28 protein-coding genes are annotated in these 24,185 nt (G+C 70.3%); 13 read left to right on the top strand and 15 right to left on the bottom strand.

The annotated features are described in order from the left end of the window. The first annotated feature begins 56 nt into the window (after positions 1 to 56). Together ACO057_RS18390 and ACO057_RS18395 are read left to right on the top strand one after the other, a co-directional pair. Positions 57 to 1,034, top strand: a complete 978-nt coding sequence (locus tag ACO057_RS18390) for a 3-hydroxyacyl-CoA dehydrogenase family protein (protein ID WP_421994148.1) — start codon at positions 57 to 59, stop codon at positions 1,032 to 1,034. Beyond that, positions 1,031 to 1,795: an SDR family NAD(P)-dependent oxidoreductase gene (locus tag ACO057_RS18395; protein ID WP_421994150.1), complete on the top strand. Its 765-nt coding sequence runs from the start codon at positions 1,031 to 1,033 to the stop codon at positions 1,793 to 1,795. Before ACO057_RS18390 ends, ACO057_RS18395 begins: the two co-directional genes overlap by 4 nt. Positions 1,796 to 1,841: 46 nt before the next feature. Here the strand turns inward: ACO057_RS18395 and ACO057_RS18400 are convergent, their stop codons facing one another. Further along, positions 1,842 to 2,231 carry a RidA family protein gene (locus ACO057_RS18400; protein ID WP_421994152.1) on the bottom strand — a complete coding sequence of 130 codons (390 nt, stop codon included), beginning with the start codon at positions 2,229 to 2,231 and terminating at the stop codon, positions 1,842 to 1,844. Between the two features lie 64 nt (positions 2,232 to 2,295). Between ACO057_RS18400 and ACO057_RS18405 the strand changes: the two genes are divergently transcribed. Together ACO057_RS18405 and ACO057_RS18410 are read left to right on the top strand one after the other, a co-directional pair. Then, positions 2,296 to 3,495, top strand: coding sequence for a Zn-dependent hydrolase (locus ACO057_RS18405; protein WP_421994154.1), 1,200 nt, complete (start codon positions 2,296 to 2,298; stop codon positions 3,493 to 3,495). Next, positions 3,488 to 4,687 (top strand): Zn-dependent hydrolase, encoded by a 1,200-nt coding sequence (locus ACO057_RS18410; RefSeq protein WP_421994156.1) that lies wholly within the window; start codon positions 3,488 to 3,490, stop codon positions 4,685 to 4,687. The genes ACO057_RS18405 and ACO057_RS18410 overlap by 8 nt, the downstream gene beginning before the upstream one ends. A gap of 63 nt (positions 4,688 to 4,750) precedes the next feature. Here ACO057_RS18410 and ACO057_RS18415 read toward each other — a convergent pair whose 3' ends face one another. The 4 genes from ACO057_RS18415 to ACO057_RS18430 form a co-directional block, all read right to left on the bottom strand. Next, the gene (locus ACO057_RS18415; RefSeq protein ID WP_421994158.1) at positions 4,751 to 5,572 is read right to left on the bottom strand and encodes an alpha/beta hydrolase; all 822 of its coding nucleotides are present in this window, start codon (positions 5,570 to 5,572) and stop codon (positions 4,751 to 4,753) included. 164 nt (positions 5,573 to 5,736) lie between these two features. Further along, a complete protein-coding gene (locus tag ACO057_RS18420; protein ID WP_421994160.1) occupies positions 5,737 to 6,693 on the bottom strand; it encodes a D-2-hydroxyacid dehydrogenase family protein in 957 nt (318 codons plus the stop codon). A 52-nt stretch (positions 6,694 to 6,745) separates the two neighbouring features. Then, on the bottom strand, positions 6,746 to 7,180 hold the full coding sequence (locus ACO057_RS18425; protein ID WP_421994162.1) for an acyl-CoA thioesterase: 435 nt from the start codon (positions 7,178 to 7,180) through the stop codon (positions 6,746 to 6,748). Next, positions 7,177 to 8,076, bottom strand: coding sequence for an ABC transporter substrate-binding protein (locus ACO057_RS18430; RefSeq protein ID WP_421994164.1), 900 nt, complete (start codon positions 8,074 to 8,076; stop codon positions 7,177 to 7,179). The genes ACO057_RS18425 and ACO057_RS18430 overlap by 4 nt, the downstream gene beginning before the upstream one ends. A gap of 126 nt (positions 8,077 to 8,202) precedes the next feature. On the opposite strand from ACO057_RS18430, the gene minC reads away from it, so the two are divergent. From minC to ACO057_RS18465, 7 genes are all read left to right on the top strand, one after another. Further along, positions 8,203 to 8,979 carry a septum site-determining protein MinC gene (minC, locus tag ACO057_RS18435; RefSeq protein ID WP_421994166.1) on the top strand — a complete coding sequence of 259 codons (777 nt, stop codon included), beginning with the start codon at positions 8,203 to 8,205 and terminating at the stop codon, positions 8,977 to 8,979. Positions 8,980 to 9,010: 31 nt separating this feature from the next. Next, positions 9,011 to 9,832, top strand: a complete 822-nt coding sequence (minD, locus tag ACO057_RS18440) for a septum site-determining protein MinD (RefSeq protein ID WP_421994168.1) — start codon at positions 9,011 to 9,013, stop codon at positions 9,830 to 9,832. Further along, on the top strand, positions 9,829 to 10,104 hold the full coding sequence (gene minE, locus ACO057_RS18445; protein WP_421994170.1) for a cell division topological specificity factor MinE: 276 nt from the start codon (positions 9,829 to 9,831) through the stop codon (positions 10,102 to 10,104). The genes minD and minE overlap by 4 nt, the downstream gene beginning before the upstream one ends. Positions 10,105 to 10,225: 121 nt before the next feature. Further along, positions 10,226 to 11,254 (top strand): serine hydrolase domain-containing protein, encoded by a 1,029-nt coding sequence (locus ACO057_RS18450; protein ID WP_421994172.1) that lies wholly within the window; start codon positions 10,226 to 10,228, stop codon positions 11,252 to 11,254. A 92-nt stretch (positions 11,255 to 11,346) separates the two neighbouring features. Then, positions 11,347 to 12,870 (top strand): YifB family Mg chelatase-like AAA ATPase, encoded by a 1,524-nt coding sequence (locus ACO057_RS18455; protein WP_421994174.1) that lies wholly within the window; start codon positions 11,347 to 11,349, stop codon positions 12,868 to 12,870. A gap of 31 nt (positions 12,871 to 12,901) precedes the next feature. Beyond that, a complete protein-coding gene (ggt, locus tag ACO057_RS18460; protein ID WP_421994176.1) occupies positions 12,902 to 14,587 on the top strand; it encodes a gamma-glutamyltransferase in 1,686 nt (561 codons plus the stop codon). Between the two features lie 6 nt (positions 14,588 to 14,593). Further along, on the top strand, positions 14,594 to 15,379 hold the full coding sequence (locus ACO057_RS18465; protein WP_421994178.1) for an FkbM family methyltransferase: 786 nt from the start codon (positions 14,594 to 14,596) through the stop codon (positions 15,377 to 15,379). On the opposite strand, the gene ACO057_RS18470 is transcribed toward ACO057_RS18465, so the two are convergent. The 10 genes from ACO057_RS18470 to ACO057_RS18515 all read right to left on the bottom strand — a co-directional run bounded on the left by ACO057_RS18470 (position 15,380) and on the right by ACO057_RS18515 (position 22,943). Continuing rightward, positions 15,380 to 16,345 carry a Bug family tripartite tricarboxylate transporter substrate binding protein gene (locus ACO057_RS18470; RefSeq protein ID WP_421994180.1) on the bottom strand — a complete coding sequence of 322 codons (966 nt, stop codon included), beginning with the start codon at positions 16,343 to 16,345 and terminating at the stop codon, positions 15,380 to 15,382. An 87-nt stretch (positions 16,346 to 16,432) separates the two neighbouring features. Beyond that, positions 16,433 to 17,320, bottom strand: a complete 888-nt coding sequence (locus tag ACO057_RS18475) for a class I SAM-dependent methyltransferase (RefSeq protein WP_421994182.1) — start codon at positions 17,318 to 17,320, stop codon at positions 16,433 to 16,435. Further along, positions 17,313 to 18,347, bottom strand: coding sequence for a glycosyltransferase family 4 protein (locus ACO057_RS18480; protein WP_421994184.1), 1,035 nt, complete (start codon positions 18,345 to 18,347; stop codon positions 17,313 to 17,315). Before ACO057_RS18480 ends, ACO057_RS18475 begins: the two co-directional genes overlap by 8 nt. Continuing rightward, positions 18,344 to 18,745 carry a 6-pyruvoyl trahydropterin synthase family protein gene (locus tag ACO057_RS18485; RefSeq protein WP_421994186.1) on the bottom strand — a complete coding sequence of 134 codons (402 nt, stop codon included), beginning with the start codon at positions 18,743 to 18,745 and terminating at the stop codon, positions 18,344 to 18,346. The genes ACO057_RS18480 and ACO057_RS18485 overlap by 4 nt, the downstream gene beginning before the upstream one ends. A gap of 11 nt (positions 18,746 to 18,756) precedes the next feature. Continuing rightward, positions 18,757 to 19,734, bottom strand: coding sequence for a zinc-dependent alcohol dehydrogenase (locus ACO057_RS18490; RefSeq protein WP_421994188.1), 978 nt, complete (start codon positions 19,732 to 19,734; stop codon positions 18,757 to 18,759). A gap of 17 nt (positions 19,735 to 19,751) precedes the next feature. Continuing rightward, a complete protein-coding gene (locus ACO057_RS18495; protein WP_421994190.1) occupies positions 19,752 to 20,501 on the bottom strand; it encodes a RibD family protein in 750 nt (249 codons plus the stop codon). A 52-nt stretch (positions 20,502 to 20,553) separates the two neighbouring features. Further along, positions 20,554 to 21,009 carry a helix-turn-helix domain-containing protein gene (locus ACO057_RS18500; protein WP_421994192.1) on the bottom strand — a complete coding sequence of 152 codons (456 nt, stop codon included), beginning with the start codon at positions 21,007 to 21,009 and terminating at the stop codon, positions 20,554 to 20,556. A gap of 157 nt (positions 21,010 to 21,166) precedes the next feature. Beyond that, entirely contained in the window at positions 21,167 to 21,568 is a 402-nt protein-coding gene (locus ACO057_RS18505) for a hypothetical protein (RefSeq protein WP_421994194.1), read from the bottom strand. Continuing rightward, positions 21,565 to 21,861, bottom strand: a complete 297-nt coding sequence (locus ACO057_RS18510; RefSeq protein ID WP_421994196.1) for a chemotaxis protein chel — start codon at positions 21,859 to 21,861, stop codon at positions 21,565 to 21,567. The genes ACO057_RS18505 and ACO057_RS18510 overlap by 4 nt, the downstream gene beginning before the upstream one ends. Beyond that, positions 21,861 to 22,943 carry a flagellar basal body P-ring protein FlgI gene (locus tag ACO057_RS18515; RefSeq protein ID WP_421994637.1) on the bottom strand — a complete coding sequence of 361 codons (1,083 nt, stop codon included), beginning with the start codon at positions 22,941 to 22,943 and terminating at the stop codon, positions 21,861 to 21,863. Before ACO057_RS18515 ends, ACO057_RS18510 begins: the two co-directional genes overlap by 1 nt. A gap of 205 nt (positions 22,944 to 23,148) precedes the next feature. On the opposite strand from ACO057_RS18515, the gene ACO057_RS18520 reads away from it, so the two are divergent. Both ACO057_RS18520 and dksA read left to right on the top strand, forming a co-directional pair. Continuing rightward, entirely contained in the window at positions 23,149 to 23,547 is a 399-nt protein-coding gene (locus tag ACO057_RS18520) for a flagellar assembly protein FliX (RefSeq protein ID WP_421994198.1), read from the top strand. Positions 23,548 to 23,753: 206 nt separating this feature from the next. Continuing rightward, positions 23,754 to 24,170 carry an RNA polymerase-binding protein DksA gene (gene dksA / locus ACO057_RS18525; RefSeq protein WP_421994200.1) on the top strand — a complete coding sequence of 139 codons (417 nt, stop codon included), beginning with the start codon at positions 23,754 to 23,756 and terminating at the stop codon, positions 24,168 to 24,170. Positions 24,171 to 24,185 lie beyond the last annotated feature (15 nt).

Below are 24,185 nucleotides of genomic sequence, written 5' to 3' on the forward strand. Positions count from 1 at the left end.
TGACCCTGGCGCGCCCGCGCGACACCCTTTCCCCATAATCCATGGAGGAAACAGGAATGGCGAAGCAGCTGCGCGTCGCGGTGTTGGGGGCGGGGACCATGGGCCACGCGCTGGCGCTGGTCTTCGCCATGGGCGGGCATCGCGTCCGCCTGACGGATTCCGACGCCGCCACACTCGCCCGCTCCCAGGGGCTGATGGAAAAGGCGCTCGCCACGCTCGAGGAGCTCGGCGCCGCGCCCCAGGGCTGGGGCAGCGCGCAGCTGGCCCAGGCCTGCACGCGCCATGCCTCGCTGGAGGAATGCGTCGACGGGGCCGAGCTGATCGTCGAGGCCATCGTCGAGAACCCCGAGGCCAAGACGGACCTCTACCGCCGCCTGGACGCCTGCGCCCCGGCCGGATCCATCTGGGCCAGCAACACCAGCTATCTCGACGTCTTCCCGCTCATGCCGCCGGCGCGGCTGAAGCGCGCGCTGATCGCGCATTGGTACACGCCGCCCTATCTGGTCGATCTCGTGGACCTGGTGCCGAACGCCGAGACCGACGAGGCCGTGCTGCAGGAGGTGAAATCCGTCGTCGAGGCGATGGGCAAGGTGCCGATCGTCATGCGGAAGTTCATCTCGGGCTATGTCGCCAACCGCATCCAGGCGGCGGTCCAGGCCGAGGTGCAGTTCCTCATCGACAACGGCTATGCCACCGCGCAGGAGATCGACGCGGCCGTCATCCACGGCATCGGCCTGCGGCTGCAGATCATCGGCGTCATGGCCAAGGCCGATTTCACCGGGCTGCGCATGTTGCAGCACGCCGCGCGCAACGGCACCTATGTGCCGCCCGCTCCCGGCACGAGCCCGAGCATGGATGCACTCGTCGCTAAGGGCGAGGCCGGCGTGTTCGACGGCAAGGGCTATTACGACTGGGGTGGCAAGCCGCCCGCCGAGCTTTTCGAGGAGCGCGACCGCCGCCTCATCAAGCTCAAGCAGAGCCTCCAGGGCATCGGCTTCATGGCGGGCTTCGATGTGAAGGCGAATGACGCATGATCCGCTACGACCTCAAGGGCAAGACGGCCATCGTCACGGGGGGCGCCTCGGGCATTGGCCTGGCGACCGTGCGGATGCTGGCGCGCAACGGCTGCAAGGTGGCCATCAATCACCTCGCCGACGACCCGCGCGGGCCGGAGCAGGTGGCGGCGCTGGTGGCCGAGGGCCTCGAAGCCATCTCCGCCCCCGGCAATGTCGGCGATGCGGCCGATGGTCCGCGCATGATCGAGCAGGCCGTGAGGGATCTCGGCCGCCTCGACTATCTCGTGAACAATGCGGGCACGCCCGGCACGAGCACCACCATCGCGCCCACCGAGCTCGACCGGCTGACGGAGGAGCTGTGGTCCGCCGTGATCGAGGTGAACCTGCTGGGCGTCTTCCGTTGCGCCAAGGCCGCCGCGCCGCATCTGAAGAAATCGGGCGGCGCGATGGTCTCGGTCGCCTCCATCGCCGGGCTGGATTCGCCGGGTTCGTCCATGGCCTATGGCGCGACGAAGGCCGGGGTGATTTCGCTCACCAAGAACCTCGCGCGCACGCTGGGGCCCGAGGCGCGGGCGAATGCCATCGCGCCCGGCGCGGTGAATTCGAGCTGGATGATCGAATGGACCAACGAGCAGCGCGCGAATTCCATCGACAACGCCCTGCTCAAGCGCCGCTGCGAGCCGGAGGACCTGGCGGAGGTGATGGTCTTCCTGCTCGCCGGCGCGGCGATGGTGACGGGCCAGACCATCGTCGTGGATGGGGGTATCACGCTTTCCTGAGCCCTCGGACGCCGGGCGCCGCCTTCGGCGCCTGGCTTCGGCGGGCCTATTCCACTGCGACGAAGGCCTCGATCTCCAGCAGGAAATCCGGCACCGGCAGCGCCGAGACCACGCTCGTCGTCCGGGCGGGGAGGTGCTCGGCCGGGAAGGCCGCGGCATAGAGGCGGTTCATCTCCGGCACGTCCGTCGCGCGCACCAGGAGTACGCTGGTCTTGAGGATGCGCGTCATATCCGCGCCCGCATCGGCGAGCACCGTTTTCAGATTCTCGATCACCTGTGCGAACTGCGCGGCGAAGTCGCCACGTGCGATGGTCCCCTGCGCGTCCAGCGGCCCGAGGCCTGAAACGTAGAGCGTTCCGTTATGGCGCACTGCCATCGAAAAAGGCGGAAAGGGTCGCCCGCCCGTCGGTGTTGCGTAGCGCGTGATCTTTTGCATGGTTCCTGCTCCTTGCCGGACGGAAATCCTCGCCTATCCTGCCGCTTTCGCGAAGGAGCGTGGCATGGCGCAGGTGGATACCGATCGGTTTTTGAAGGACCTTAACGATCTGCGGAAGATCGGCGAGTTCAAGACCGGCGTGCACCGCCCGACCTTCTCCGAGGTCGATATGCAGAGCCGCCATTGGCTCATGGACCGCATGAAGGAATGCGGGCTGGAGCCGAGCATCGACGGCATCGGCAATGTCTTCGGCCGCCATCCCGGCCCGGGGCCGCATCTGCTCGTGGGCAGCCATATCGAGAGCCAGAACGAGGCCGGCTGGCTGGACGGCGCGCTGGGCGTGATGTCGGGCGTCGCACTCGCGCGCGCGGGCCTGCCGGTGGACGTCGTGGCCTTCGCCGACGAGGAGGGGCACTACGGCAGCTTCATCGGCAGCCGCTCCCTGACCGGCCTGCTCGACGAGGCCGAGATCGACATGCTCTCCAATCGCTATCACGGCAAGCCCCTGCGCCAGGCGCTGAAGGAAGCGGGGCTCGAGGGCAAGCCGCGTCCGCAGCTGGACCTCGCCCGCTACAAGGGCTTCTTCGAGATGCATATCGAGCAGGGCACGCAGCTCGAATCCCAAAGCCTGCGCTCGGGCGTGGTGACGGGCATCGTCGCGATCTGGCAGTTCCGCATCGCGATCGAGGGCATGCAGGACCATGCGGGCGGCACGACCATGGCCGAGCGCAAGGATGCCGGCCTCACCGCCGTGCGCATGCTGGCGCGGATCGACCGCGAGTTCCCCATGGTCTGCGGCCCGCGCACGGTCTGGACCTGCGGGCGCATCGCGCTCGACCCCGGCGCGCCGTCGATCATTCCCGGCAAGGCCGAGGTGCTCTTCCAGTTCCGCGACATCGACGTCCCCACGCTGGAGCGGCTGGAGGCCTGCCTGCGATCCATCGTGCAGGAGATGAACCGCACGGAGCGCACCGTCTCCACCGTCGAGGCGATGAGCCGCAGCAAGCCCGCCCCCTGCGATCCTGCGATGCAAGCCAAGCTCGCCGAGGCCGCGACCAAGCACGCCAACGGCCAGTGGCAGCACATGCCGAGCGGCGCCGGCCATGACGCGCAGTACATGGCGCGCGTGATGCCCTCGGCGATGCTCTTCACGCCCTCGATCAACGGCATCAGCCATCACTGGGCCGAGGACACGAAGGAGGAGGATCTGGCGCTGAACATCCGTATCCTGGCCGACGCGGCCGAGGCCTTCCTGCGTGGCTGAGGTCGACACCGCGCGTTTCCTCGCCGATCTGCACGAGCTTCGTAAGATCGGCGAGTTCAGGACGGGCGTGCATCGCCCCACCTATACGCCGCAGGACATGGAAAGCCGTCGCTGGCTCATGAGCCGCATGGCCGAAGTGGGGCTGGAGCCGAGCATCGATGGCCTCGGCAATGTGCTCGGCCGGCATCCGGGCGAGGGGCCGCGCCTGCTCGTCGGCAGTCATATCGAGACGCAGAACGAGGCGGGCTGGCTGGACGGCGCGCTCGGCGTCGTCGCGGGGCTGGCCTTGGCCCGCGCCGGACTGCCGGTGGATGTCGTCGCCTTCGCCGATGAGGAGGGCCATTTCGGCAGCTTTCTCGGCAGCCGCAGCCTGATCGGTGCGCTGGACGAGGGAGAGATCGACGCGGCGAGGCACGTGCTGACCGGCCAGCCGCTCCGCGAGGCATTGGCCGAGGCGGGCCTCGCCGGGCTGCCGCGCCTGCGGCTGGATCCCGCGCGCTACAAGGGCTTCTTCGAGCTCCATATCGAGCAGGGCACGCAGCTGGAGAGGGCCGGACTGCGCAGCGGCGTGGTCAGCGGCATCGTCGGCGTCTCCCTCTGGCGGATCACCTGCATCGGCAAGCAGGACCACACGGGTGGCACGACCATGGCCGAGCGCAAGGACGCCACGGTCGCGGCCATGCGCGTGCTGAGCCTGATCGACGAGCGCTTCCCCATGGTCGCGGCCGAGCGCACGGTCTGGACCTGCGGGCGCCTGGCCATCGAGCCCAATGCGCCGCACATCATTCCCGGCCGGGCCGAGATGATCTTCCAGTTCCGGGACATCGATGAGGCCGTGCTGGACCGGATGGGCGAATGCCTCAAGGCCATCGTGCAGGAGGTCGATCGGCGGGACGCTTGCAGCGTCAGCCTGGAGCCCGTCAGCCGCTCGGCCGCCGCGATCAGCGCCGCACCCATGCGGGCGGCGCTGGAGACGGCGGCGACGAAGCACGCCAATGGCCAATGGCAGCCCATGCCGAGCGGCGCGATCCACGACGCGCAGCACGTGGCGCGGATCATGCCGGCGGCCATGCTCTTCACGCCCTCGATCGGCGGCATCAGCCACCATTGGAGCGAGGACACGAAGGAGGAGGACCTGGCGCTCGCTATCCGCATCCTGGCGGATGCGGCGGAGAGCTACCTCAGCGCTTAGACGCAGGCTGGGCGCGCCATCGCCCTGGCCAGGATCGCCGTTCCGGCTCGGCGGTCCTGATTTTCACAGCAGCAGATCCGCGGCGAGCCGCAGCATCGCGCCGCCCGGCTGGCGCAGCGTCTCGAGCACGCGGAAATGGTCCGCGCCGGGGATGTGCAGCAGCGGTCCCGGCGCCTGGGCATCGGCGCGCATCGCGTAGAATTCACGCGACTGGCGGCAGAGCTCCGGCAGCTCGGCGCCGCCATAGACGATGGCCATCGGTTTCTGCACCACGGGCCGGCGCATCGGCGAAAGCTCGATGATCTCCTCGTCGGTCAGCTTCAGCGCGGCGTTGAGATAGGTGTCGCGCACCGGCCCGAGCTCATAGATGCCCGAGATGGCGATGGCCGCCGTCACGGCCGGATGCTCGGCGCCCAGAGCGGTGAGGTGGCCGCCGGCGCTCCAGCCCGTCAGCACGAGGGGACCGGCCAGACCATGTTCCGCGCCATGCGCCGAGAGCCAGTCCAGCGCGGCGTGGATCTGATAGGCGATGCGCATCATCGTCACTTCGGGGCAGAGGCTGTAGCCGCAGATGGCTACATTCCAGCCCATGGCAAGCGCGCCCTCGGCGAGGATCGCGAAATCCTCGCGCCGGTTGCGCTGCCAATAGCCGCCATGGATGAAGACCAGCGTCGGCGCCTGGGGATTCTTGCCGGGATAGAGATCCCATTGCTCGCGCTGGCTGTCGCCATAAGCGAGGTTCAGCGTGGCGCCGTAATTCGCGCGGAAGGCGGCGGAGGCGTTGTTGCGCTCCTCGACCAGCTTCGCGCTGTCCACCACGGCTTCGGAGTTGTTATACGCATTGTCGCGCTCGCGCTGCGTCGCGCTTGCCCAGTCGAGCCTCATGCCGCTTCCCACCATTTCAGAATATCGCGGCCCTGAGCGAACACTGCCCCGGGCCGGCTGGCAATGGCGGCAAGCCTGGCTTCCAGCACGCCGATCCGATGCCCGCCGGACGCCGGACATCCTCGCCTCTGGCCTGCCCGCCCCTGGGGCGGGCAGGCAGGACCTCAGGTGATGACGCGGATGGGCTTGCCCGCATTATAGGCCTCGATGGCCTCCACCGCGCCGGCGAAATAGGCGCGGTAGTTCTCCACCGTCGAATATCCCAGATGCGGCGCCAGCAGCGTGTTCGGCGCCGACAGGATCGGGTGGCCGGCGGGCAGGGGCTCGATGTCGTAGACGTCGATGCCCGCCCCGGCGATCCGCCCGGCCTTCAGCGCCGCGATCAGCGCCGGCTGGTCCACCAGGGGCCCGCGCGAGGTGTTCACCAGGAAGGCCGTGGGCTTCATCGCCGCCAGCTCCGCCTCGCCCACCACGCCGCGCGAGCGATCGGAGAGGATGAGGTGCAGCGTCACCACATCGGCCTCGGCGAAGAGCGTCGCCTTGTCCACGCGCGTGGCGCCCTGGGCGGCGGCCGTCTCCTCGGTGAGGTTCTGGCTCCAGGCGATGACCTTCATGCCCAGCGCCTGGCCGATCTTGGCCACCTTGGTGCCGAGCTTGCCCAGCCCCACGACGCCGAGCGTCTTGCCCTCCAGCGTCGTGCCCAGATCGGTCTGCCACTGCCCCGCGAGCAAGGCGGCGGTCTGCGAGGGGAACTTGCGCGCGAGGGAGATGATCAGCCCCCAGGTGATCTCCACCGTCGGCGCGCCGAAGCTCGGCGTGCCGCTGAAGGTGATGCCGTGCTCGGCGGCGGCGGCGGCGTCGATGCCGCGGTTGCGCTCGCCCGTGGTCATCAGCAGCTTGAGATTGGGCAGGCGCGCGATCAGCGCGCGCGGGAAGGGCGTGCGCTCGCGCATGGCGAGGATCGCGTCGAAGGGCATCAGCCGCTCGACGATCTTGTCCTCGTCGAAGAGGGTGTCGCGGAACACCGTCTTCTTCAGCCCCGGAAGCCGGTCCCAGGGACCGAGCTTGAGGGTGACGTCCTGATAGTCGTCGAGAATGGCGAGGTTCTTCAGCTCGGGCATTTGGGGCTTCCTTGGATCCTGGCCGGGAGGGACGGCGAGAATCCGCCGCCCGTCAAGCCAGGAGCGGCTCGGCCGCTGCCCGTAGCGCGGCCGGAAGCGGGACCGTTCGCGCCTGCTCGTCGCGCCTCACATAGACATGGGTGAAGTGGCCCTCGGCGATGGCCTCGTCCCCGTCGTTGCGGAACAGCGCCAGCTCATAGGTGATGGAGGAGCCCCCGATCCGCTTCACCCGCAGCCCGCCGGTGATCTCGTCGGGGAAGGCGGCGGGCGCGTGGTAGCGGCAGCCGGTCTCGACCACGAGGCCGACCTCCTGGCTCGCCTTCAGGTCCAGCACGCCATGGGCCAGCAGGAAACGCGCGACCAGCGTGTCGAAGAGGCTGTAGTGCTGGACGTTGTTCATGTGGCCGTAGATGTCGTTGTCCATCCAGCGCAGCGGCATCGAGAGAAACCAGCGGTAATCGGCCCTCTGGCCGGGCGGAATCCTCACGCCAGCGCCTCCTCGACCACCGCCTCGTCCACACAGATCTCGAAGGCGGGCAGATGGGGCAGGGTCTTCGCCCGCAGCATGGCCTCGCCGAGCGAGTCGAAGGCGGCGCGGGGGAAGCGCGGCCCGTCGCCCCAGAGGCCCACATGCTGGTAGCGCGCGATGGCGCGGGCGCGGATCTCGGGCAGGACGTCGGGGAAATAGGGCTGCAGCAACTCGGCGACCTCCGCCGCCTCGGCGACGGCCAGCCATTCCAGCGTCTCGGCGAGGGCGCGCACCATGCCGCGCATCGACTCGCGCCGCTCGGTCAGCGTGTCCTGCCGGGCATAGAGCGAGGAATAGGCCATGAGCCCCGCCTCGGCCTGGGCGTACCAGACACTGGCGCCCGCCGCCTCGGCTTCGGAGGCGAAGGGCTCGAAGACCTGGATGGCGTCCAGCGTTCCGTCCAGCAGGCGCGCCAGGTTCTGCGCCATGGTCCCGCCCGAGCGGTCCTTCAGCTTCTGGCCGCCCGCCTTGGCCACGGCATCGGCCAGGCACCAGACCGGCGTGGGAACCTCGGTCACGAGGCCGAGGCGCATCAAAGGCAGCTCCGCCAGATGCAGCCCCTCGCGCGCGGCGCGACCGACGATGAGGAAAGGATCGCGCATGATCACCGCGCAGAAGGCCGTGATGGGCGAGGCGGGGTCGGCGGCGCGGTGCTGCATCACGCGCATGGGTCCGCTCCAGGCCACGTCGGCCTTGCCGGAAAAGACCGCCTCGGCGGCGAGGACCGTGGTGCCGGCGGTCTCCATGCGGACCTCCAGCCCCTGGCGGGCAAAGGCTCCGCGCGCCTGGGCCAGGTAATAGGGCGCATAGAAAAGGGCTCGAAAAGGCTCGGAGAGCGTCAGGATGTCCGTCATGGCGGCAGCATGAGGCCGAATCCGCATCGATTCCAGACGTCCCCCGACAGTTGGGGCTTCGCTGGAGCCGCCGGGCCGGGTATCACGGTTCCTTCAGCATTCTGTCCGGTAAGCCCCAGGAACCACATGTCAGCCACTGCGAGGCCCGCCTCGCCCCCCGAGACCTTCCGGCTCCGCGCGAGCAATTATAGCCTACTGACGCTGCGCCTTCTCACGGGCGACGTTCAGGCCGTGCTGCCGGCGCTTGGCGACCAGTTCCGCCGGGCCCCTGGCTTCCTGCGCTTCGCCCCCATCGCCATCGGCCTCGACGACCTGGGCGGCGAGCAGGTGGATTTTCCCGCCCTGATCCAGGGGCTTCGCGCGCTCGAGATCCTGCCGATCGGCGTCGTCGGGGGCGCCCAGCCGCTGCGCGCCGCCGCCGCCGGCGCGGGCCTGCCGACGCTGCGCCCCAATGGCCAGCGCGAGTCCGAGGTCGATATCGCGGCGCCGGCCGGGGCTTCCCCGGTCGTTGCTCCGGCCGTGAACATGGCGCCCGCGCCCAGCCTGGCGGCCGAGCCGCCGCGCCCGGCCATGGCGCGCACCATGATGGTGACCCAGAACGTCCGCGCCGGGCAGCGAATCTATGCCCAGGGCAGCGACCTGATCATCGTGGGTTCGGTGAATGCCGGCTCCGAAGTCATCGCCGACGGCAATATCCACATCTACGGCGCGCTGCGCGGCCGGGCCGTGGCCGGCGCCTCCGAGGATGCCGAGGCGCGCATCTTCGCCCAGAATTTCGACCCGGAGCTGGTCGCCATCTCCGGATTCTACGCGGTGCGCGAAGGCCTCTCCGCGACGCCGATCGGCCGCGGGGTGCAGGTGCGCCTCGACGGCGAGCAATTGCGGTTCGATCCCCTTGGGTGAGCCGGTGACCCAACTCCAGAAGGAACCAACCATGGCGCAGGTGATCGTCGTCACGTCGGGCAAGGGGGGCGTGGGCAAGACCACCAGCTCCGCGGCCATCGCCACCGGCCTCGCGCAGCGCGGCAAGAAGACCGTGGTGATCGACTTCGACGTCGGCCTGCGCAACCTCGACCTCATCATGGGCGTCGAGCGGCGGGTGGTCTTCGACATCGTGAACGTCGTGCAGGGCGAGGCGAAGCTGTCGCAGGCCCTCATCAAGGACAAGCGCGTCCCCGGCCTGTGCATCCTTCCCGCGTCGCAGACGCGCGACAAGGACGCGCTGACCAAGGAAGGCGTCGCGACGATCATCGAGGAGCTGTCGAAGGAATTCGACTACATCCTCTGCGACAGCCCCGCCGGCATCGAGAAGGGCGCGCTTCTGGCGCTTTACTTCGCCGACCAGGCCATCGTGGTCACCAATCCCGAGGTCAGCTCGGTCCGCGACAGCGACCGAATCCTGGGCGTCCTGCAGTCCAAGTCCAAGCGCGCCGAGGACAAGAAGGAGCCGGTGAAGCAGCATCTGCTCCTCACGCGCTATGACCCCGTGCGGGTCGAGCGCGGCGAGATGCTGAAGCTCGAGGACGTGCTGGAGATCCTGGCCATCCCGCTGCTCGGCGTGATCCCCGAGAGCGAGAGCGTGCTGAAGGCATCCAACGCAGGCAGCCCGGTTATCATGGACACGGAGAGCCAGGCGGGACAGGCTTACTCCGATGCGGTTTCCCGATTCCTCGGAGAGGAGAAGCCGCACCGCTTCATCGAGATCGAGAAGAAGAAGGGCCTCCTCGGGCGGCTCTTCGGTGGGAGGGCCGCATGAGCTGGCTGAACTACTTCCGCAGGGAACGCGAGACCAGCGGTACGGCGTCGACGGCCAAGAACCGTCTGCAGGTCATCATCAGCCATGAGCGGGTGAGCCGCACCAAGGACGACTTCCTGCCCAAGCTCCAGCAGGAGCTGGTGCAGGTGGTGGCGCGCTACGTCTCGATCGACCCGGACAAGGTGCAGGTGAATCTCGAGCGTGGCGGCGATTTCTCCACGCTGGCGATCGACATCGAGCTGCCTGGTCCGGCCGCCGGCCGCGCCGCCTGACACCTCCGGGGCGGATCGCCCCGGGGCGTGCCATGATCCTGACCGGCCCCTTGCCGACGCACGCCCGCGCGGGTGAAATGCGCGTCCAAGAAGCTTCAAGGTTTTTCCTATGACTCCCGCATTGAAGGCGGCCACGGATTTCGCGCTCGCGAGCGAAACCCCCTGGCCCCGTGATATCCTCGCCCATCTCGAAAGCGGCTTCTTCGAGCCGGCGCCGGACAACGAGGTCATTGGCCCGACGGCGCCGCGCGGCGGCCCGAATGGCGTCATCTACTGGCACGGCAAGCGGGTGGCTGAATGGGGCGATCCCAGCCGCGCCGACATGACCTTCAGCGTGGCCAAGAGCTACCTCGCCATCCTCGCCGGCCTCGCCTGGCGCGACGGGCTGCTGCCCGACCTGGACGCGAAGGTCGGCGAGAAGGTGCCGCACGAGGCCTTCACGGGCCCGCATAACGGCAAGATCACCTGGCGCCACCTGCTGACCAACACCTCCGAATGGGAGGGCACGCTCTTCGGCAAGAGCGACCTGATCGACCGCGGCCGCAGCCTGGGCGTCGAGGGCCAGGGCAAGAAGCGCAGCAACCGCCCGCTGGCCGAGCCTGGCGACTACTGGGAATATAACGATGTGCGCGTGAACGCGCTGTCGATGGCGCTGCTCTATCTCTTCCGCCGTCCTTTGCCGGAAGTCTTCGCCGAGCGGATCATGGACCCGATCGGCGCCAGCAAGGACTGGACCTGGCGCGGCTACAGCACCTCGCAGGTCGAGGTCGGCGGCCGCATGATCGAGAGCGTCTCGGGTGGCGGCCATTGGGGTGGTGGCCTCATCATCAATGCCGAGGACCAGGTGAAGGTCGGCCTGCTTGTCGCAGCCGACGGCCAGTGGAAGGGCCGCGAGCTCATCCGCAAGGAGTGGCTCGACCTCTGCCGCGCGCCTTGCCCGCTGAATCCGCATTACGGTTTCCTCTTCTGGCTCAACACCGGCCGCACGAAGTGGCCGAGCGCGAGCGAGGGGGCGGTCTGCTTCTCGGGCGCGGGCGGGGCGACGACCTGGATGGAGCCCGCCGAGGAGATCGTGGCCGTGTCGCGCTGGATGGACGGCACGAAGCTCAACGAATTCATGCGACTGGTTCGGGCAGCCCTCGCGGGTTAGTGCTTCCTCCGTCAGCGTGAACCGACACGAATCCGGGTTTGTCGCCCGGGTTCGTGTTGCGGCCGGGCGCGGTGAACGAGCACACTCTCCGCATGAGCCTTGCCCGTATCGTCACCTTCGCCTTCGCGGGCATCCAGGCCATTCCCGTGGAGGTCCAGGTGCAGCTCGCACCCGGTCTTCCCGCCTTCCTCGTGGTCGGCCTGGCCGACAAGGCCGTGGGCGAAAGCCGCGAGCGGGTGCGCGCGGCGCTCACCGGCCTCGGCCTCGCCTTGCCGGCCAAGCGCGTGCTGGTGAACCTGGCGCCGGCCGACCTCGCGAAGGAGGGAAGCCATTACGATCTTCCCATCGCGCTCGCGCTGCTCGCCGCCATGGAGGTCATCCCGCGCGACGAGCTGGCGGGTTTCGCGGCGCTGGGCGAGCTCTCGTTGGACGGCTCCATCCTGCCGGTCGCCGGCGTGCTTCCGGCCGCGCTTGGCGCTTCCGCCCGCAGCCTCGGCCTGATCTGCCCCGCCGCGCAGGGCGGCGAGGCCGCCTGGGCCGGGCGCGGCGAGGTCCTGGCGCCGGCCGATCTGCCCATGCTGCTCAACCATTTCCGGGGCGTGCAGGTGATGAGCCCGCCATCCCCGCCGCCGATCCAGCGCGAGGAATGGCGCGGGCCCTGCCTCTCCGAGGTGAAGGGGCAGGAGACGGCCAAGCGCGCGCTCGAAATCGCGGCGGCCGGCGGGCACAACCTCCTGATGATCGGCCCGCCCGGCGCGGGCAAGTCGATGCTGGCCGCGAGGCTGCCCGGCCTGCTGCCGGAGCTCACGCCCGGCGAGGCGCTGGAGCTGTCGATGATCCACTCCGTCGCCGGGCTCCTGCGCGACGGCCGCCTGCTTACGCGCCCGCCCTTTCGCGAGCCGCATCATTCGGCAAGCCAGGCGGCCCTCATCGGCGGCGGCAACCGCGCGCGGCCGGGCGAGATCAGCCTCGCCCATCACGGCGTGCTCTTCCTCGACGAATGGCCCGAGTTCCCGCGCCCCGCGCTGGAGGCGCTGCGCCAACCCATGGAAACCGGCCGCGCCGTCATCGCGCGCGCCAATGCCCATGTGACCTATCCCGCGCGCTTCCAATGCATCGCGGCGATGAACCCCTGCCGCTGCGGCCATCTGGGCGAAACGGCGCGCGAATGCGCGCGCGCGCCCCGCTGCGGCGAGGAATATGCGGACAAGCTGAGCGGCCCGCTGCTCGATCGCATGGACATCACGATCGAGGTCCAGGGCGTGCCGGCCGCCGAGATGGCGCGCGCGCCGGCCGGCGAGACCACCCGCGTCATCGCCGCCCGCGTCCAGGCCGCGCGCGACCTGCAGCGCACGCGCTATGGCGAGGACGGCCCGCGCCACAACGCCGCCGCCGACGGCGCCATCCTGCAGGACAGCGCCGGGCTCGACGCCGAGGCGCGGCTGCTGCTGGAGCAGGCGGCCGAGCGGCTCGGCCTCTCCGCGCGGGGCTTCGTGCGTACCATCCGCCTGGCCCGCACCATCGCCGATCTGGCGGGGCTTGCCGGCGTCCAGCGGGGCCATGTCGCGGAGGCCCTGTCCTACAGGGGCCGGCGGGGGCTGCGCCGCGCCGCGTGACCGGCCGGTAAAACCGGGCTAAGCCGCCTGGGTGATCCGCGCGCCGCTCCTTGCCCTGCTGCTGCTCTTCCCGATCACCACGCTGGCCCAGCCGGTCGTGGCGGAGCGGCAGATGGTAGTCGCCTCGCATCCGCTGGCCGCCGAGGCCGGGCGCACCATGCTCCGCGCGGGCGGGCGTGCCGTCGACGCCGCCATCGCCGTGCAGGCCGTGCTGACCCTCGTGGAGCCCCAGGCTTCGGGTATCGGCGGCGGCGCCTTCCTGCTGCATTGGGATCCCAAGGACCGCCAGCTCACCGCCTGGGACGGCCGCGAGACGGCGCCCGCCGCCGCGCGCGCCGACCTCTTCCTGCGCGATGGCCGGCCCATGGCCTTCCTGGACGCCATCGTGGGGGGCCGCGCGGTCGGCGTGCCGGGCGTGTTGCGCATGCTCCAGGAGGCGCATCGCCTACATGGCAAGCTGCCCTGGGCCGATCTCTTCGCGCCGGCCATCCGCCTGGCGGAGGAGGGCTTCGCGGTCTCCCCGCGCCTCGCGCAGTCCATCGCCGTCAGCGCCGAGACCCTGCGCCGCGACCCCGCAGCGCGGGCGCTATTCTTCGACGCGGCCGGCGCGCCGCTGGCCGAGGGCGCGATGCTGCGCAATCCGGCTCTGGCCGAGACGCTGCGCGCGGTGACGCAGCAGGGCGCCGATGCGCTGCATCGCGGGCCCATCGCCGCCGATATCGTCAATGCTGTGCGCCGCCACGCCAATCCCGGACTGATGACCGGCGACGACCTGGCCGGCTATGCCCCGCGCCGCGCCGCGGCCATCTGCATGCCCTATCGCGCCTATACGGTCTGCGCGCCGCCGCCGCCCTCGGGCGGGGCGGTGGTGCTGCAGATCCTCGGCCTGATCGGCCATTTCGACGTCGATCCCGACCCGGCGAGCCTCGATGCGGCGATGCTGCTGGGGGAGGCCGGACGCCTCGCCTTCGCCGACCGCAACCGCTACATGGCCGACCCTGGCTTCTCGCCCGTGCCGACCTCGGGGCTGCTCGATCCGGCCTATGTGATGTTGCGCGCGCAGATGCTCTCGCTCGACCGCGCCCTTAGCGCGCCGCGTCCGGGCAATCCCAGGCGCTTCGGCCGGGCCCTGTCCAGCCAGCCGCCGCAGGCCGAGGGCGGCACGGCGCATATGGCCATCGTGGACGCGGAAGGCGAGGCGCTGTCCATGACTACGACGGTAGAAAGCGCCTTCGGCGCGCGCATCCTGGTGCGCGGCTTCGTGCTGAACAACCAGCTCAGCGACTTCTCCTTCCTGTCGGAGCTGGAGGGGCGGCCCATCGCCAATCGCGTCGAGGGCGGCAAGCGCCCGCGCTCCTCCATGTCGCCGCTGATCGCCTTCCGCGACGGCGAGGTCGAGCTCCTGACGGGCTCGGCCGGGGGCTCGCGCATCATCGGCTATGTGGTGCAATCCGTGGTCGCGACGCTCGACTGGGATCTCGATCCGCAGGCCGCGGCGGCGCTGCCGCATGTGGGCGCGCTGAACGCGCTGACGGAACTCGAGCAGGGAACGGCGGCGGCCGGCCTCGCGGCCGCGCTGATCGCCCGGGGCGCGCCCGTCGAGGCACGCGAGATGAATTCCGGCACCAACATCATCCGCATGCTGCGCGACGGGCAGACGCGCCGTCTCGTCGGCGGCACCGACCCGCGGCGCGAAGGCGCCGTCGCTGGAGACTGATTTCCCATGAGTCGCAGTCTGGCGCGTTTCCTCTCGGGCCTCGTGCTCCGGGCGACCGCGCCCATGAAGCCGCGCCGCGCGGCCTCCACCCGCGCCCTCGTCGCCGAAGCGCTGATGCAGCGCGTGACGGTGCAGACCCAGGCCGGTCCGATCGAGGTGGAATGCCCATCGTCGCGCGCGCTGCATGACCCGCAGGGCTTCGGCCAGGACGAGCCGGAGACGGTGGCCTGGATCGCCGGATTGCCGGCGGGGACGCGGTTGTGGGACATCGGGGCGAATATCGGGCTCTACAGCCTCTTCGCGGCGAAGCGCGGCCTGCAGGTGATGGCCTTCGAACCCTCGGCCTCCAGTTTCGCGGCGATGGTGCGCAGCATCGAGATCAACGGCTTCGACGACCGGATCTCGGCCTATTGCCTGGCCTTCGCCGAGCGGACGGGCCTCGTTTCGCTGAACATGGCGAGCACGGAAGCGGGCCATTCCATGCACAGCATCGAGGCGCGCGAGGGCGGCTTCCGCCAGGCGGTGCCGGGCTTCTCCATCGACGATTTCGTCCGTCACATGAGTGCGCCGCCGCCCGATGCCATCAAGCTCGACGTGGACGGAATCGAGCCGATGATCCTGCGCGGCGCGCAGGCCACGCTCAGGGACCATGTGCGCGAGGTGCTGGTGGAGATCGACGGCGCCAATGCGGCGGCGGGCGGCAACGGGATCCCCGAGATCCTGGCCGCCTGCGGCTTCCGCGAGGCGCCCATGCCGGAGGCCGCGCGCAACCGCCGGTTCGTGAAGGTCTAACTAAGGCCGGATGTTCTTCTCCGCCACGAGGCGCGTCCAGGTGGCGAGCTCCGTCTCGATCCGCCGCCCCAGCGCGGCGCCGTCGCCGGTCATCGGCGTCGCGCCCTGGGAGGCGAAGCGCTCGCGCACCGCGGGCATGGCGTTCACCTGGGTCACGGCCTGGCGCAACCGCGCGGCGATGGCGGGATCCAGGCCACGCGGGGCGAGCAGCCCGTACCAATAGGTCATCGCGAAGTCATAGCCGGCCTCGCGCACCGTCTGCACGCCGGGGAAGGCCGCGATCTCGCCGCCCGGTGTGCTGACGGCGATGGCGCGCACCTGCCCGCCCTGCATGCCCGAGATCATCGTGGCCGGCGCGGCGAGCACGAGCTGGATGCGTCCGGCCACCGTGTCGAGGAAGGCCGGGCCCGCGCCGCGATAGGGCACATGGGTCATGCGCATCCCGGCCAGGTCCTGGAAGACCTCCATATAGAGATGCATGGTCGAGCCATTGCCCATGGAGCCGTAGTTCAGAACTTCCGGCTGGGCGCGGGCCAGCGCCACCAGCTCGCGCAGGTTGCGGACGGGCAGGGCCGCGGGGACGGTGAAGACGACGGGATAGTCCAGCAGCTCGGCCACCGGCTCCATGGCCGTGCGCATGTCGAAGCCGAGATCGGGCAGCAGCGGCGGGACCGTCACGATGGAATTGTCGGTGATGAGCAGCGTGTAGCCGTCCGGCCGGGACTGCACGACCTGGTTCCACCCGATCGCGCCGCTGCCGCCCGTGCGGTTCTCGACCACGACGGATTGGCCGAGCACGGCGCCGAGCTGCTGGGCATAGAGGCGCGCCACGAAATCCGTGGTGCCGCCCGGGGCCCAGGTGATGACCACACGAACGGCGCGCTCCGGCCAGGAGGCCTGGGCCGCGGCCGGAAGGGCCAAGGGCAGGAGGGCCGCCAGGCCCGCCAAAAAGCGACGAAGGATCATGGACACGGTTCCCTGGCCGTCATGCGCGGCCTTTCCCGTGATCTAATCCGAAGCCGGCGGGCGGTCCAGGAGCCCCAAACGGCGATGTCAGGGCAGGCAGAGCAGGTCCTGATGCTCCACGCGCACGGCCAGCTTGCCGTCATCGGCCTGCAGGCCCCGTGTTTCCGCCCATTCGCGGATCTGCGCCGCGCCGCGTCGCTCGTGGCGCAGCGCCGCCTCCGCATGGCCGAGCGCGAGTTCATAGGCCATCTCATGCGCCTGGCGCGGCACGATCCAGGGGCTGGGCGCGCGATGCACCGTGTAGCCCTGCGCCGCGAAGACCCGCGCGATCACGGCCGGGGCCTCGGGGCCGAGGGCGATGCCGCCGAAACCCTTGTCGCGCCGCTGGTCCCGCAGGAAGCCGCGCGCGACCAGGGCGTCGCCCGGCAGCGGCGGCGTGAAGCGCTCGCGGCCCGAGACGTTCAGCGCGGCGTAGAAGGGCAGCCTGCGCTGTGCCATGGCCTCCGCCAGCCGCTCCAGCCACGCCTCGGAGACGAGGTCGCAGAGCGCGGAGCAGGTGACCACGTCCACCTTGTCCAGCGGCAGGCTGTCGGGCGCTTCGGCGAGGTTGGTCAGGATGCCCTCGATGCGCCAGGCGCCCTGGGGCGAATGCATCAGCAGGGCCTTCTTCTGCGGCCAGGTGGCCTTCCAGCCGACCTCGTCCGCCGCCTCCATCATGCTGTCGAAGGCGCGCGACATCAGCTCGGCATCGGCATCCGCCAGGATCCAGCTGTGCGGCCGCCCGACGAAATGGCCGAGCCAGCGCGTGAGGCTGCCCGTGCCCGCGCCGAGGTCGAGGAAGCGCGGACGCGCCGTCTCGTCCACATGCTGCATCAGCAGCTCCGCGAGGCCCGGGTCGCGCGCGGCCGCATCGAAGGGCTCGCGCAGTTCCAGCCAGTCGCCGTCGAATTCCTCGGCCGCTTCCTCGTTATCCATGTCCGGCGGCCTCCAATTCGGTGACGAAGCGCGCGGCGCGATCCTCCCATCGGGGCAGGGACTGGCCGGCGGCCCAGCTCGCCTCGGCCATGGCGGCGCGAAGCGCGGGGTCGTAGATCGGGCGGCGCATGCCGCGCGAGAGGCTGTTGGCATCGCCCGGCGCGGCCAGGATCGCCGCACCTCGCCCGACGAGATCGGCGATGGCGCCGCCGGTGCACAGCGCCATCGGCAGGCCGCGCGCCTGGGCCTCGGCGGCGGCCATGCCGAAGCCCTCGAAATGGGTGGCCAGGGCGAAGAGATCGGCCGCCGCATATTCCCGGTCCAGCTCGCTCTGCGTGACGGAGCCCAGGAAGGTGACGCGCGAGGTGAGGCCGAGCTCCTCGGCCAAAGCGGCGAGGCCCTCGGCATGCACGGGATCGGCCGGGGGGCCGGCAATGCGTAGCGTCCAGTCGAGATCGGTCAGGCGGCCGAGGGCGCGCAGCAGCACGTCGTGCCCCTTGCGCGGAATGATCGAGCCGACCGAGAGGATGCGCGCACCCGGCCCGCCCGAGCCGCTGGCGCGCGGCGCGGGATCCGTGCCCGGCTCCACCACGCCGATCCGCGAGGGCTCGGCCCCCAGCGGCGCCATGCAGCGCGCGGTGAAGTGCGAGGTCGTCACCAGCCGGCCGCAAGCGGCGAAGAGCGCGCGCTCGCGCTCGGCCAGGGCCTCCTGGTGAGGGCCGGGCTCGAGCGAGGTCGGGTGATGGATCAGCCCGACGGCGCTGCGGGCGGCAAGCTCGCTCGCGAGGCTGGCGAAGGCCGGCAGGGCGAGGCCATCGATCAGCGGAATTTCGTCCCCGGCGAGGCCGAGGAAGCCGGCGCGGGCCGAGGCCTCGGCCGTCTCGTCGGGCATGGGGAAGCGGCCGTCGAGCTCCATCACGCGGACCTCATGGCCGAGGGCGCGCAGGCCCTCCACCAGGCGGCGATCGTAGAGATAGCCCCCCGAGACCGTGTCGAAGGGGGCGGGAACGAAGAGCGCGATCCTCATTCGAGCGGACCTTCGAAGGCGGCCCAGGCCACGTGGCTCTCGCGCAGCAGCACCTTGATGCCGGTCACGCCATCGCCGCCGGGGCCCATGCGCCCGTCACGGCAGGCGGCGGCCAGCAGGCCGTGGATATGCAGGCAGAGGAATTCCGTCGTCGTGTTCTTGGCGGCGAATTCCGGCACCTCGTCGAGATTTCGGTAATCGAGCGCCGAGAGGATTTTTCGCAACTCGTCCTTCGCCAGGCCGATATCGATCAACAGATGCAGGTCGTCGATCTTCGGGGCGCGGAATTCCGCCTCGACGACGAAGGTCGCGCCGTGGAGGCGCTGGGCCGGACCGAATTCGGCGCCGCGGAAGGAATGCGCGACCATGATGTGGTCGACGACGGTCAGGCTGAACATGTCGGAAGTCCTTACTGATCGTAGAGAATGATGGGGCAGAGCGGCTGGGCCGCGCCAGCCGGCGGGTCCAGCAAAGCGGACATGGAGGCGGCGAGCTCCGCGAAGGGAACCGACGGGCCGACCAGCGCGTCGAGGCGCGGATCGTCCAGCAAGGCGAGGGCGAGCGCCATCCGGTCCGTATAGGCGCGGCGGCCGCGCATGGCGGGCGAGACGCTGCCGACCTGGGTCGAGATCAGCTGCAGCCGCTTCTGGTGGAAGGCCGCGCCGAGGGGCAGCGACGGCTCGGCATCGCCGAACCAGCTGGCTTCCAGGAGGCGCGCCTCGAAGCCGGCGCGGTCGAGCGCCAGGCGAAGTCCGGCCTCGCTGGCGCTGGCGTGGATGAGGAGCTCCTGCTCGGCGGGCGCGGCGTCGGGCGTGAAGAATTCGGCGCCGAGGGATCGCGCGAGCTTGGCGCGGGCCGGATCGCGGTCCACCGCGCAGACCTGCACGCCGGGGATGCGCGCGAGGAGAAAGGCACAGAGCAGCCCGACCACGCCCGCGCCGATCACCATGGCGCGCTCGCCCAGGCGTGGCGCGGCATCCCACATCACGTTCAGCGCCGTCTCCATATTGGCGGCGAGCACGGCGCGCCGGTCGGGGATCGCCTCGGGGACAGGGGCGCACATGGCGATGGGGGCGACGAAGCGCGTCTGGTGGGGGTGCAGCGCGAAGACGCGGCGGCCGATCCATTCGGCCGGCCCCTGCTCGACGAGGCCGACCGCCGCATAGCCGTACTTCACCGGGAAGGAGAGCTCGCCCTCCTGCATCGGGCAGCGCATGACGGCGTGCTGGGACGGGGGCACGCGACCGTGATGCACCAGGCGCTCCGTGCCGCGGGAGACGCCGCTGGCCAGGGTGCGGATCTGCAGCTCGTCGGCGGCGGGGATGCGGACGCGTTCCTCACGCAGCTCGCAGCGGCCGGGGGCGACGTGCCACAGGGCACGCGCCATGCTCTCGCGCCGGATGGTCATGCGGCGCGGCGGCCCAGGGCGATGTCGAAGAGCATGTCGGGCTCGATGGGATGGCAGGTCCAGGAGAAGCGCAGGCCCTGGCAGATGCGCGCGACCTCGGGCAGGTCGAAGGCCGGGCGGCCGGAGCCCAGGATCATGGGCGCGACCGTGACATGCAGCCGGTCCAGGCAGCCGGCGACAAGGAAGCGCGAGACCGTCTGCCCGCCGCCCTCGACGAAGATCTTCGTCAGGCCGCGCGCGGCGAGGGCGCGGAGCAAGGCCGGCAGGTCCAGCTGCCCCGCGGCGTCGCGACCGATGCGCAGGGCCTGGGCCGCGCCATGCATCGCCGGGCCATCGCAGGCGGTGACGAGCAAAGTGGGCGGGCCGTCGCGGAAGAGGGCGTAATCCGCGCCGAGCCGCCGCTCGGGATCGATCACCACGCGCAAAGGCGAGGGGCCGGGGACGTGGCGGGTCGTCAGTTGCGGATCATCGGCGCGCACCGTGCCGGCGCCGACCACCACGGCATCGCAGAGCGCGCGGAGGCGGTGGGTGTGGCGGATGTCGCCGGGGCCGCCGATCCATTGGCTATGCCCCAGGTTGGTCGCGATCCGTCCGTCGAGCGTCTGGGCGAGGCGGCCGATGACGAGGCAGCCGTCGGCGGCTCCGGGCGGGGCGAGGAGGGGAGAGAACAGCGCGGCCAGCGCGCCCGCGCTCTCCGGGCGCCCCGCGAGGAGCGCCTGCCATTCCGGATCGTCCGCGCCATCCATCCGCGAGGGTTATGCCGGAAGCGGAGGGCGACCGCGAGGGGGCTTCGCCGCCTCACGGCATCACGGTCGCCTCCACCGAGGTCGGGGCGCGGGCCGCCATGGAGCGGGCGAAGGCCACCAGAGCGAGCCTGCGGCGATGATCGCCGATCGAGGAGAACATCTCCACCAGCGTCACCAGATCCTGAGTGTCGGGCGAGGTGGGCAGGGTTTGCGGCGCGGGAGGGGGCGGGGCGTCGTTCATGAAGTCCGCCGGGTGGACGCCGAAGACCGTCGCGATGGCCAGCAGCCGGCTGGCGGCCACGCGGGTGGAGCCGACCTCGTAGCGGTGCAATTGCGGGGCCGTCACGCCGATCTTCTGCGCGACCTGCTTCTGCGTCAGGCGCTGCTTGCGGCGCAGCGCCTTGATCCTGCGCCCGACCATCACATCGGAAGACGTCGCGGCGCGGTTGTTGTGGTCGCCATCCCTGACCGGCGGGGGGGCGGGCATCGACATATGGGTCATGGACATAACCTGCCTCCGTGGCATCCGGACCAGCTGCCGTCTCGGGGGCGAACGGCGGGCCTGACCCTGGGCGCTGCCTTTAGACCCGCCATGTCGCCACTTCGTCCCGCCGGCGGGTTCTATTGTCGCGTCTGTCGCGCCGGCAGGGTCGGCGAGGCGGTTTTCAGACCCGGGTGGTGACCGCCAGGGCCGGGGCCTGGCTCGGCGGCCGGCGCAGCCCGCCTCGCCCATAGCCCGGCGCGGCGGAAAGCGGCTTGGCCGCCCCGGCGATGGTCTCGATCACACGGGACTGCAGCGCGATCGCGGTTTCCAGCAGCTGGCGGTTCTCCCGGCCCAGATCGGCCAAGGACAGCGCCATCTTCTCGGCTGCCACGCGGGTTTCACCTTCGGCGCGGGCCTGGGTGCTGGTGGCGGCGGCGGTCGCGGCGGCCAGCGCGTCGGTCGCCTGCATCTTGCGGGTGGCCATGGCCGCGGCGCGGGTCATGTCGAGAGCGGCCAGCGCCTCGTTCTCCGCGCGCAGGGCTTCGGCGAGCCGCTCTCCGGCGGCGATCACGGCGTCCATCATGGGCGATTCTCCTGGTTGGATTGGGAAAGCTCCTGCAGGCGGATCATGTGGCTCAGTACCATGTCCTGCAGGCCGATGCCGCGTCCGGCGCGGGCAGCGCCCGTGGCGAAGCCCTCGACGAGCAGGGGGCGCCACTGAGCCTCCGCTGCGCCGCCGCCGAATCGGCCCTGGCCGACGCTGTCGAAGGCGGGCTGCAGCAGCTGGGCGAGAACCTGCGCCTCGAAGCGCTGGGCCACCTCGCGCATGCGCTCGGGCGTCTGGGCCGTGGCGGCCCGGGTGATGGGAGAGAGCATCAGCGCACCTCCAATTCGGCCTGGAGTGCCCCGGCGGCCTTGATGCTCTGCAGGATGGTGATGAGGTCGCGCGGGCCGACGCCGAGGCTGTTCAGCCCGCGCACCAGCTCGGCCAGAGTGATGCCGCCGCGCAGGATGCCCAGCCGCCGCTCGCTCTGGTCGTCCACTTCGATCTGCGTGCGCGGCACCACCACCGTCTCGCCGCCGGCGAGAGGATTGGGCTGGCTCACCTGCGGCGTCTCGGTGATGCGGATGGTGAGGCTGCCCTGCGCGATCGCCACCAGGGAGACCCTGACATTGGCCCCCATCACGATGGTGCCCGAGGCCTCCTCGATGACGACGCGGGCCACCTGGTCGGGCTCCACGCGCAGCTGCTCGATGGCGGTGATGAAGCCCATCGGGTCGCGCCCGCCCAAAGTGAGCATCACGGTACGCGGATCCGTGGCGCGGGCCACGCCGCCGCTCGCGCGGTTGATGGCGACGGCGATGCGCTGGGCCGTGGTGAAGTCGGGATTGCGGAGCGAGAGGCGGACATGGTCGCGTCCGCCCAGCGTATAAGGAATGGCGCGCTCGACGATGCCGCCCGCCGAGATGCGTGCCGAGGTCGGCACGCCGCGCGCGACCGAGGCGCCGGCCCCGCGCACGGTCAGCGCGCCCGTCGCGACGGCGCCCTGCGCCACGGCATAGACGGCGCCATCCGCGCCCAGCAGCGGCGTGACCAGCAGCGTGCCGCCGGTCAGGTTCTGCGCATCGCCCATGGAGGAGACGGCGACGTCGATCCGGCTGCCGGTCTGCGCGAAGGCGGGAAGATTGGCGGTGACCATGACGGCCGCGACGTTGCGCGTGTCCAGCCGCGCCTCGTTGTCGCGCGTGTTGACGCCGAGCCGCTCCAGCATGCCGACCAGGGACTGGCGGGTGAAGATCGCGGTGCGCAGCCGGTCGCCGGTGCCGGGAAGGCCGACCACGAGGCCGTAACCCACCAGCTGGTTGTCGCGCACGCCCTCGACATCGGCGATGTCCTTGATCCGCACGGGCTGCGCCGCCGCCATATTGGCAACCAGCATCAGCGCCGCCGCGAGCATCTTCACGGGTTGGAAAGGATATTTTCGCACTCTCGCCAGCTCTCCGCGATGACGGGCCGCACGCGGCGGCCTTGGAATGAGCAAGGCAACTGCCGTGCCAGCCCTGGGGCTCCCGGGATGGGCATTTCGTGCCGGGAGAGGGGGCGGGTTTGCCGCCCGGAGTCTTGGGGGCGGCACAAAGCGCCGCCCGGAAGGAGAGTTGCCGATGCTGACGCCGATCCGGGGCTACACCGCCATCGGGCGCGGGGCGGCCACCCGACGCAGTGGCGGCGCGGGCTTCGCCTTGCCGGAGGCGGAGCGCGGACGGGAGGCGGCCGCGGCCGGATCGGTCACGGGCAGCCTTGGCCTGATCGGATTGCAGGAGGGCTTTTCCGATGCCGAGCGCGACGATGCCGCGCGGCGCCGCGGTCATGCGGCATTGGAGGAACTGGAAGGACTCCAGCTGGCCCTGCTGTCCGGTCGGATCGATGCTGGCCGGCTGTCGCGATTGGCCCAGCTGGCCGAGGGCGAGTCGGGGGCCGATCCGGCGTTGCGCGCCATCATGCGGGCCATTTCGCTGCGTGCGCGGATCGAACTGGCCCGCCTGTCGCCAATGGCACGATGACAGAATTCGTCTCTCAAACCGCAATTGCTCGCGATTTTGGCAAGAATCCTCCTTACATGACGTCAAATGCATGAAATTGCTTGTGGTTCGCACTCTTGGGCAGGAATGGCCTCTTGGCGGGCGCAGAACAGTTGAATATGGTCCGGCCGCCCCGGGATCGCGGTCGGCACCGGGCCGAACGCACCACGTGGGGAGGGTTAAGGCTCATGGTCGTCACTCTTCCGCCCGATTATCGTCCCTCGGAAGACGAAGAATTCATGAATGCTTTACAGCAGGAATACTTTCGCCAGAAACTATTGAGGTGGCGCGGGGACCTTCTCCGTGAAGCAGGAGTGACCCTCAATTCTCTGTCCGCCGGCGGAATTTCTGAGCCGGATCTCACGGATCGGGCCAGTGTCGAGACCGACCGGGCGCTGGAGCTCCGCACGCGGGACCGGGCCCGCAAGCTGATCAGCAAGATCGATCAGGCGCTCGACCGCATCTCCAACGGCAGCTACGGCTTTTGCGAAGAAACCTTTGAGCCGATCGGCCTGCGCCGTCTCGAAGCCCGGCCGATCGCCACCCTCTCCATCGAGGCGCAAGAGCGCCACGAGAAGATGGAAAAGGTGCACCGGGACGACTGAGCTCCCGGCCACTCT

The organism is Roseococcus sp. (assembly GCF_965227005.1).
Taxonomy (GTDB): domain Bacteria; phylum Pseudomonadota; class Alphaproteobacteria; order Acetobacterales; family Acetobacteraceae; genus Roseococcus.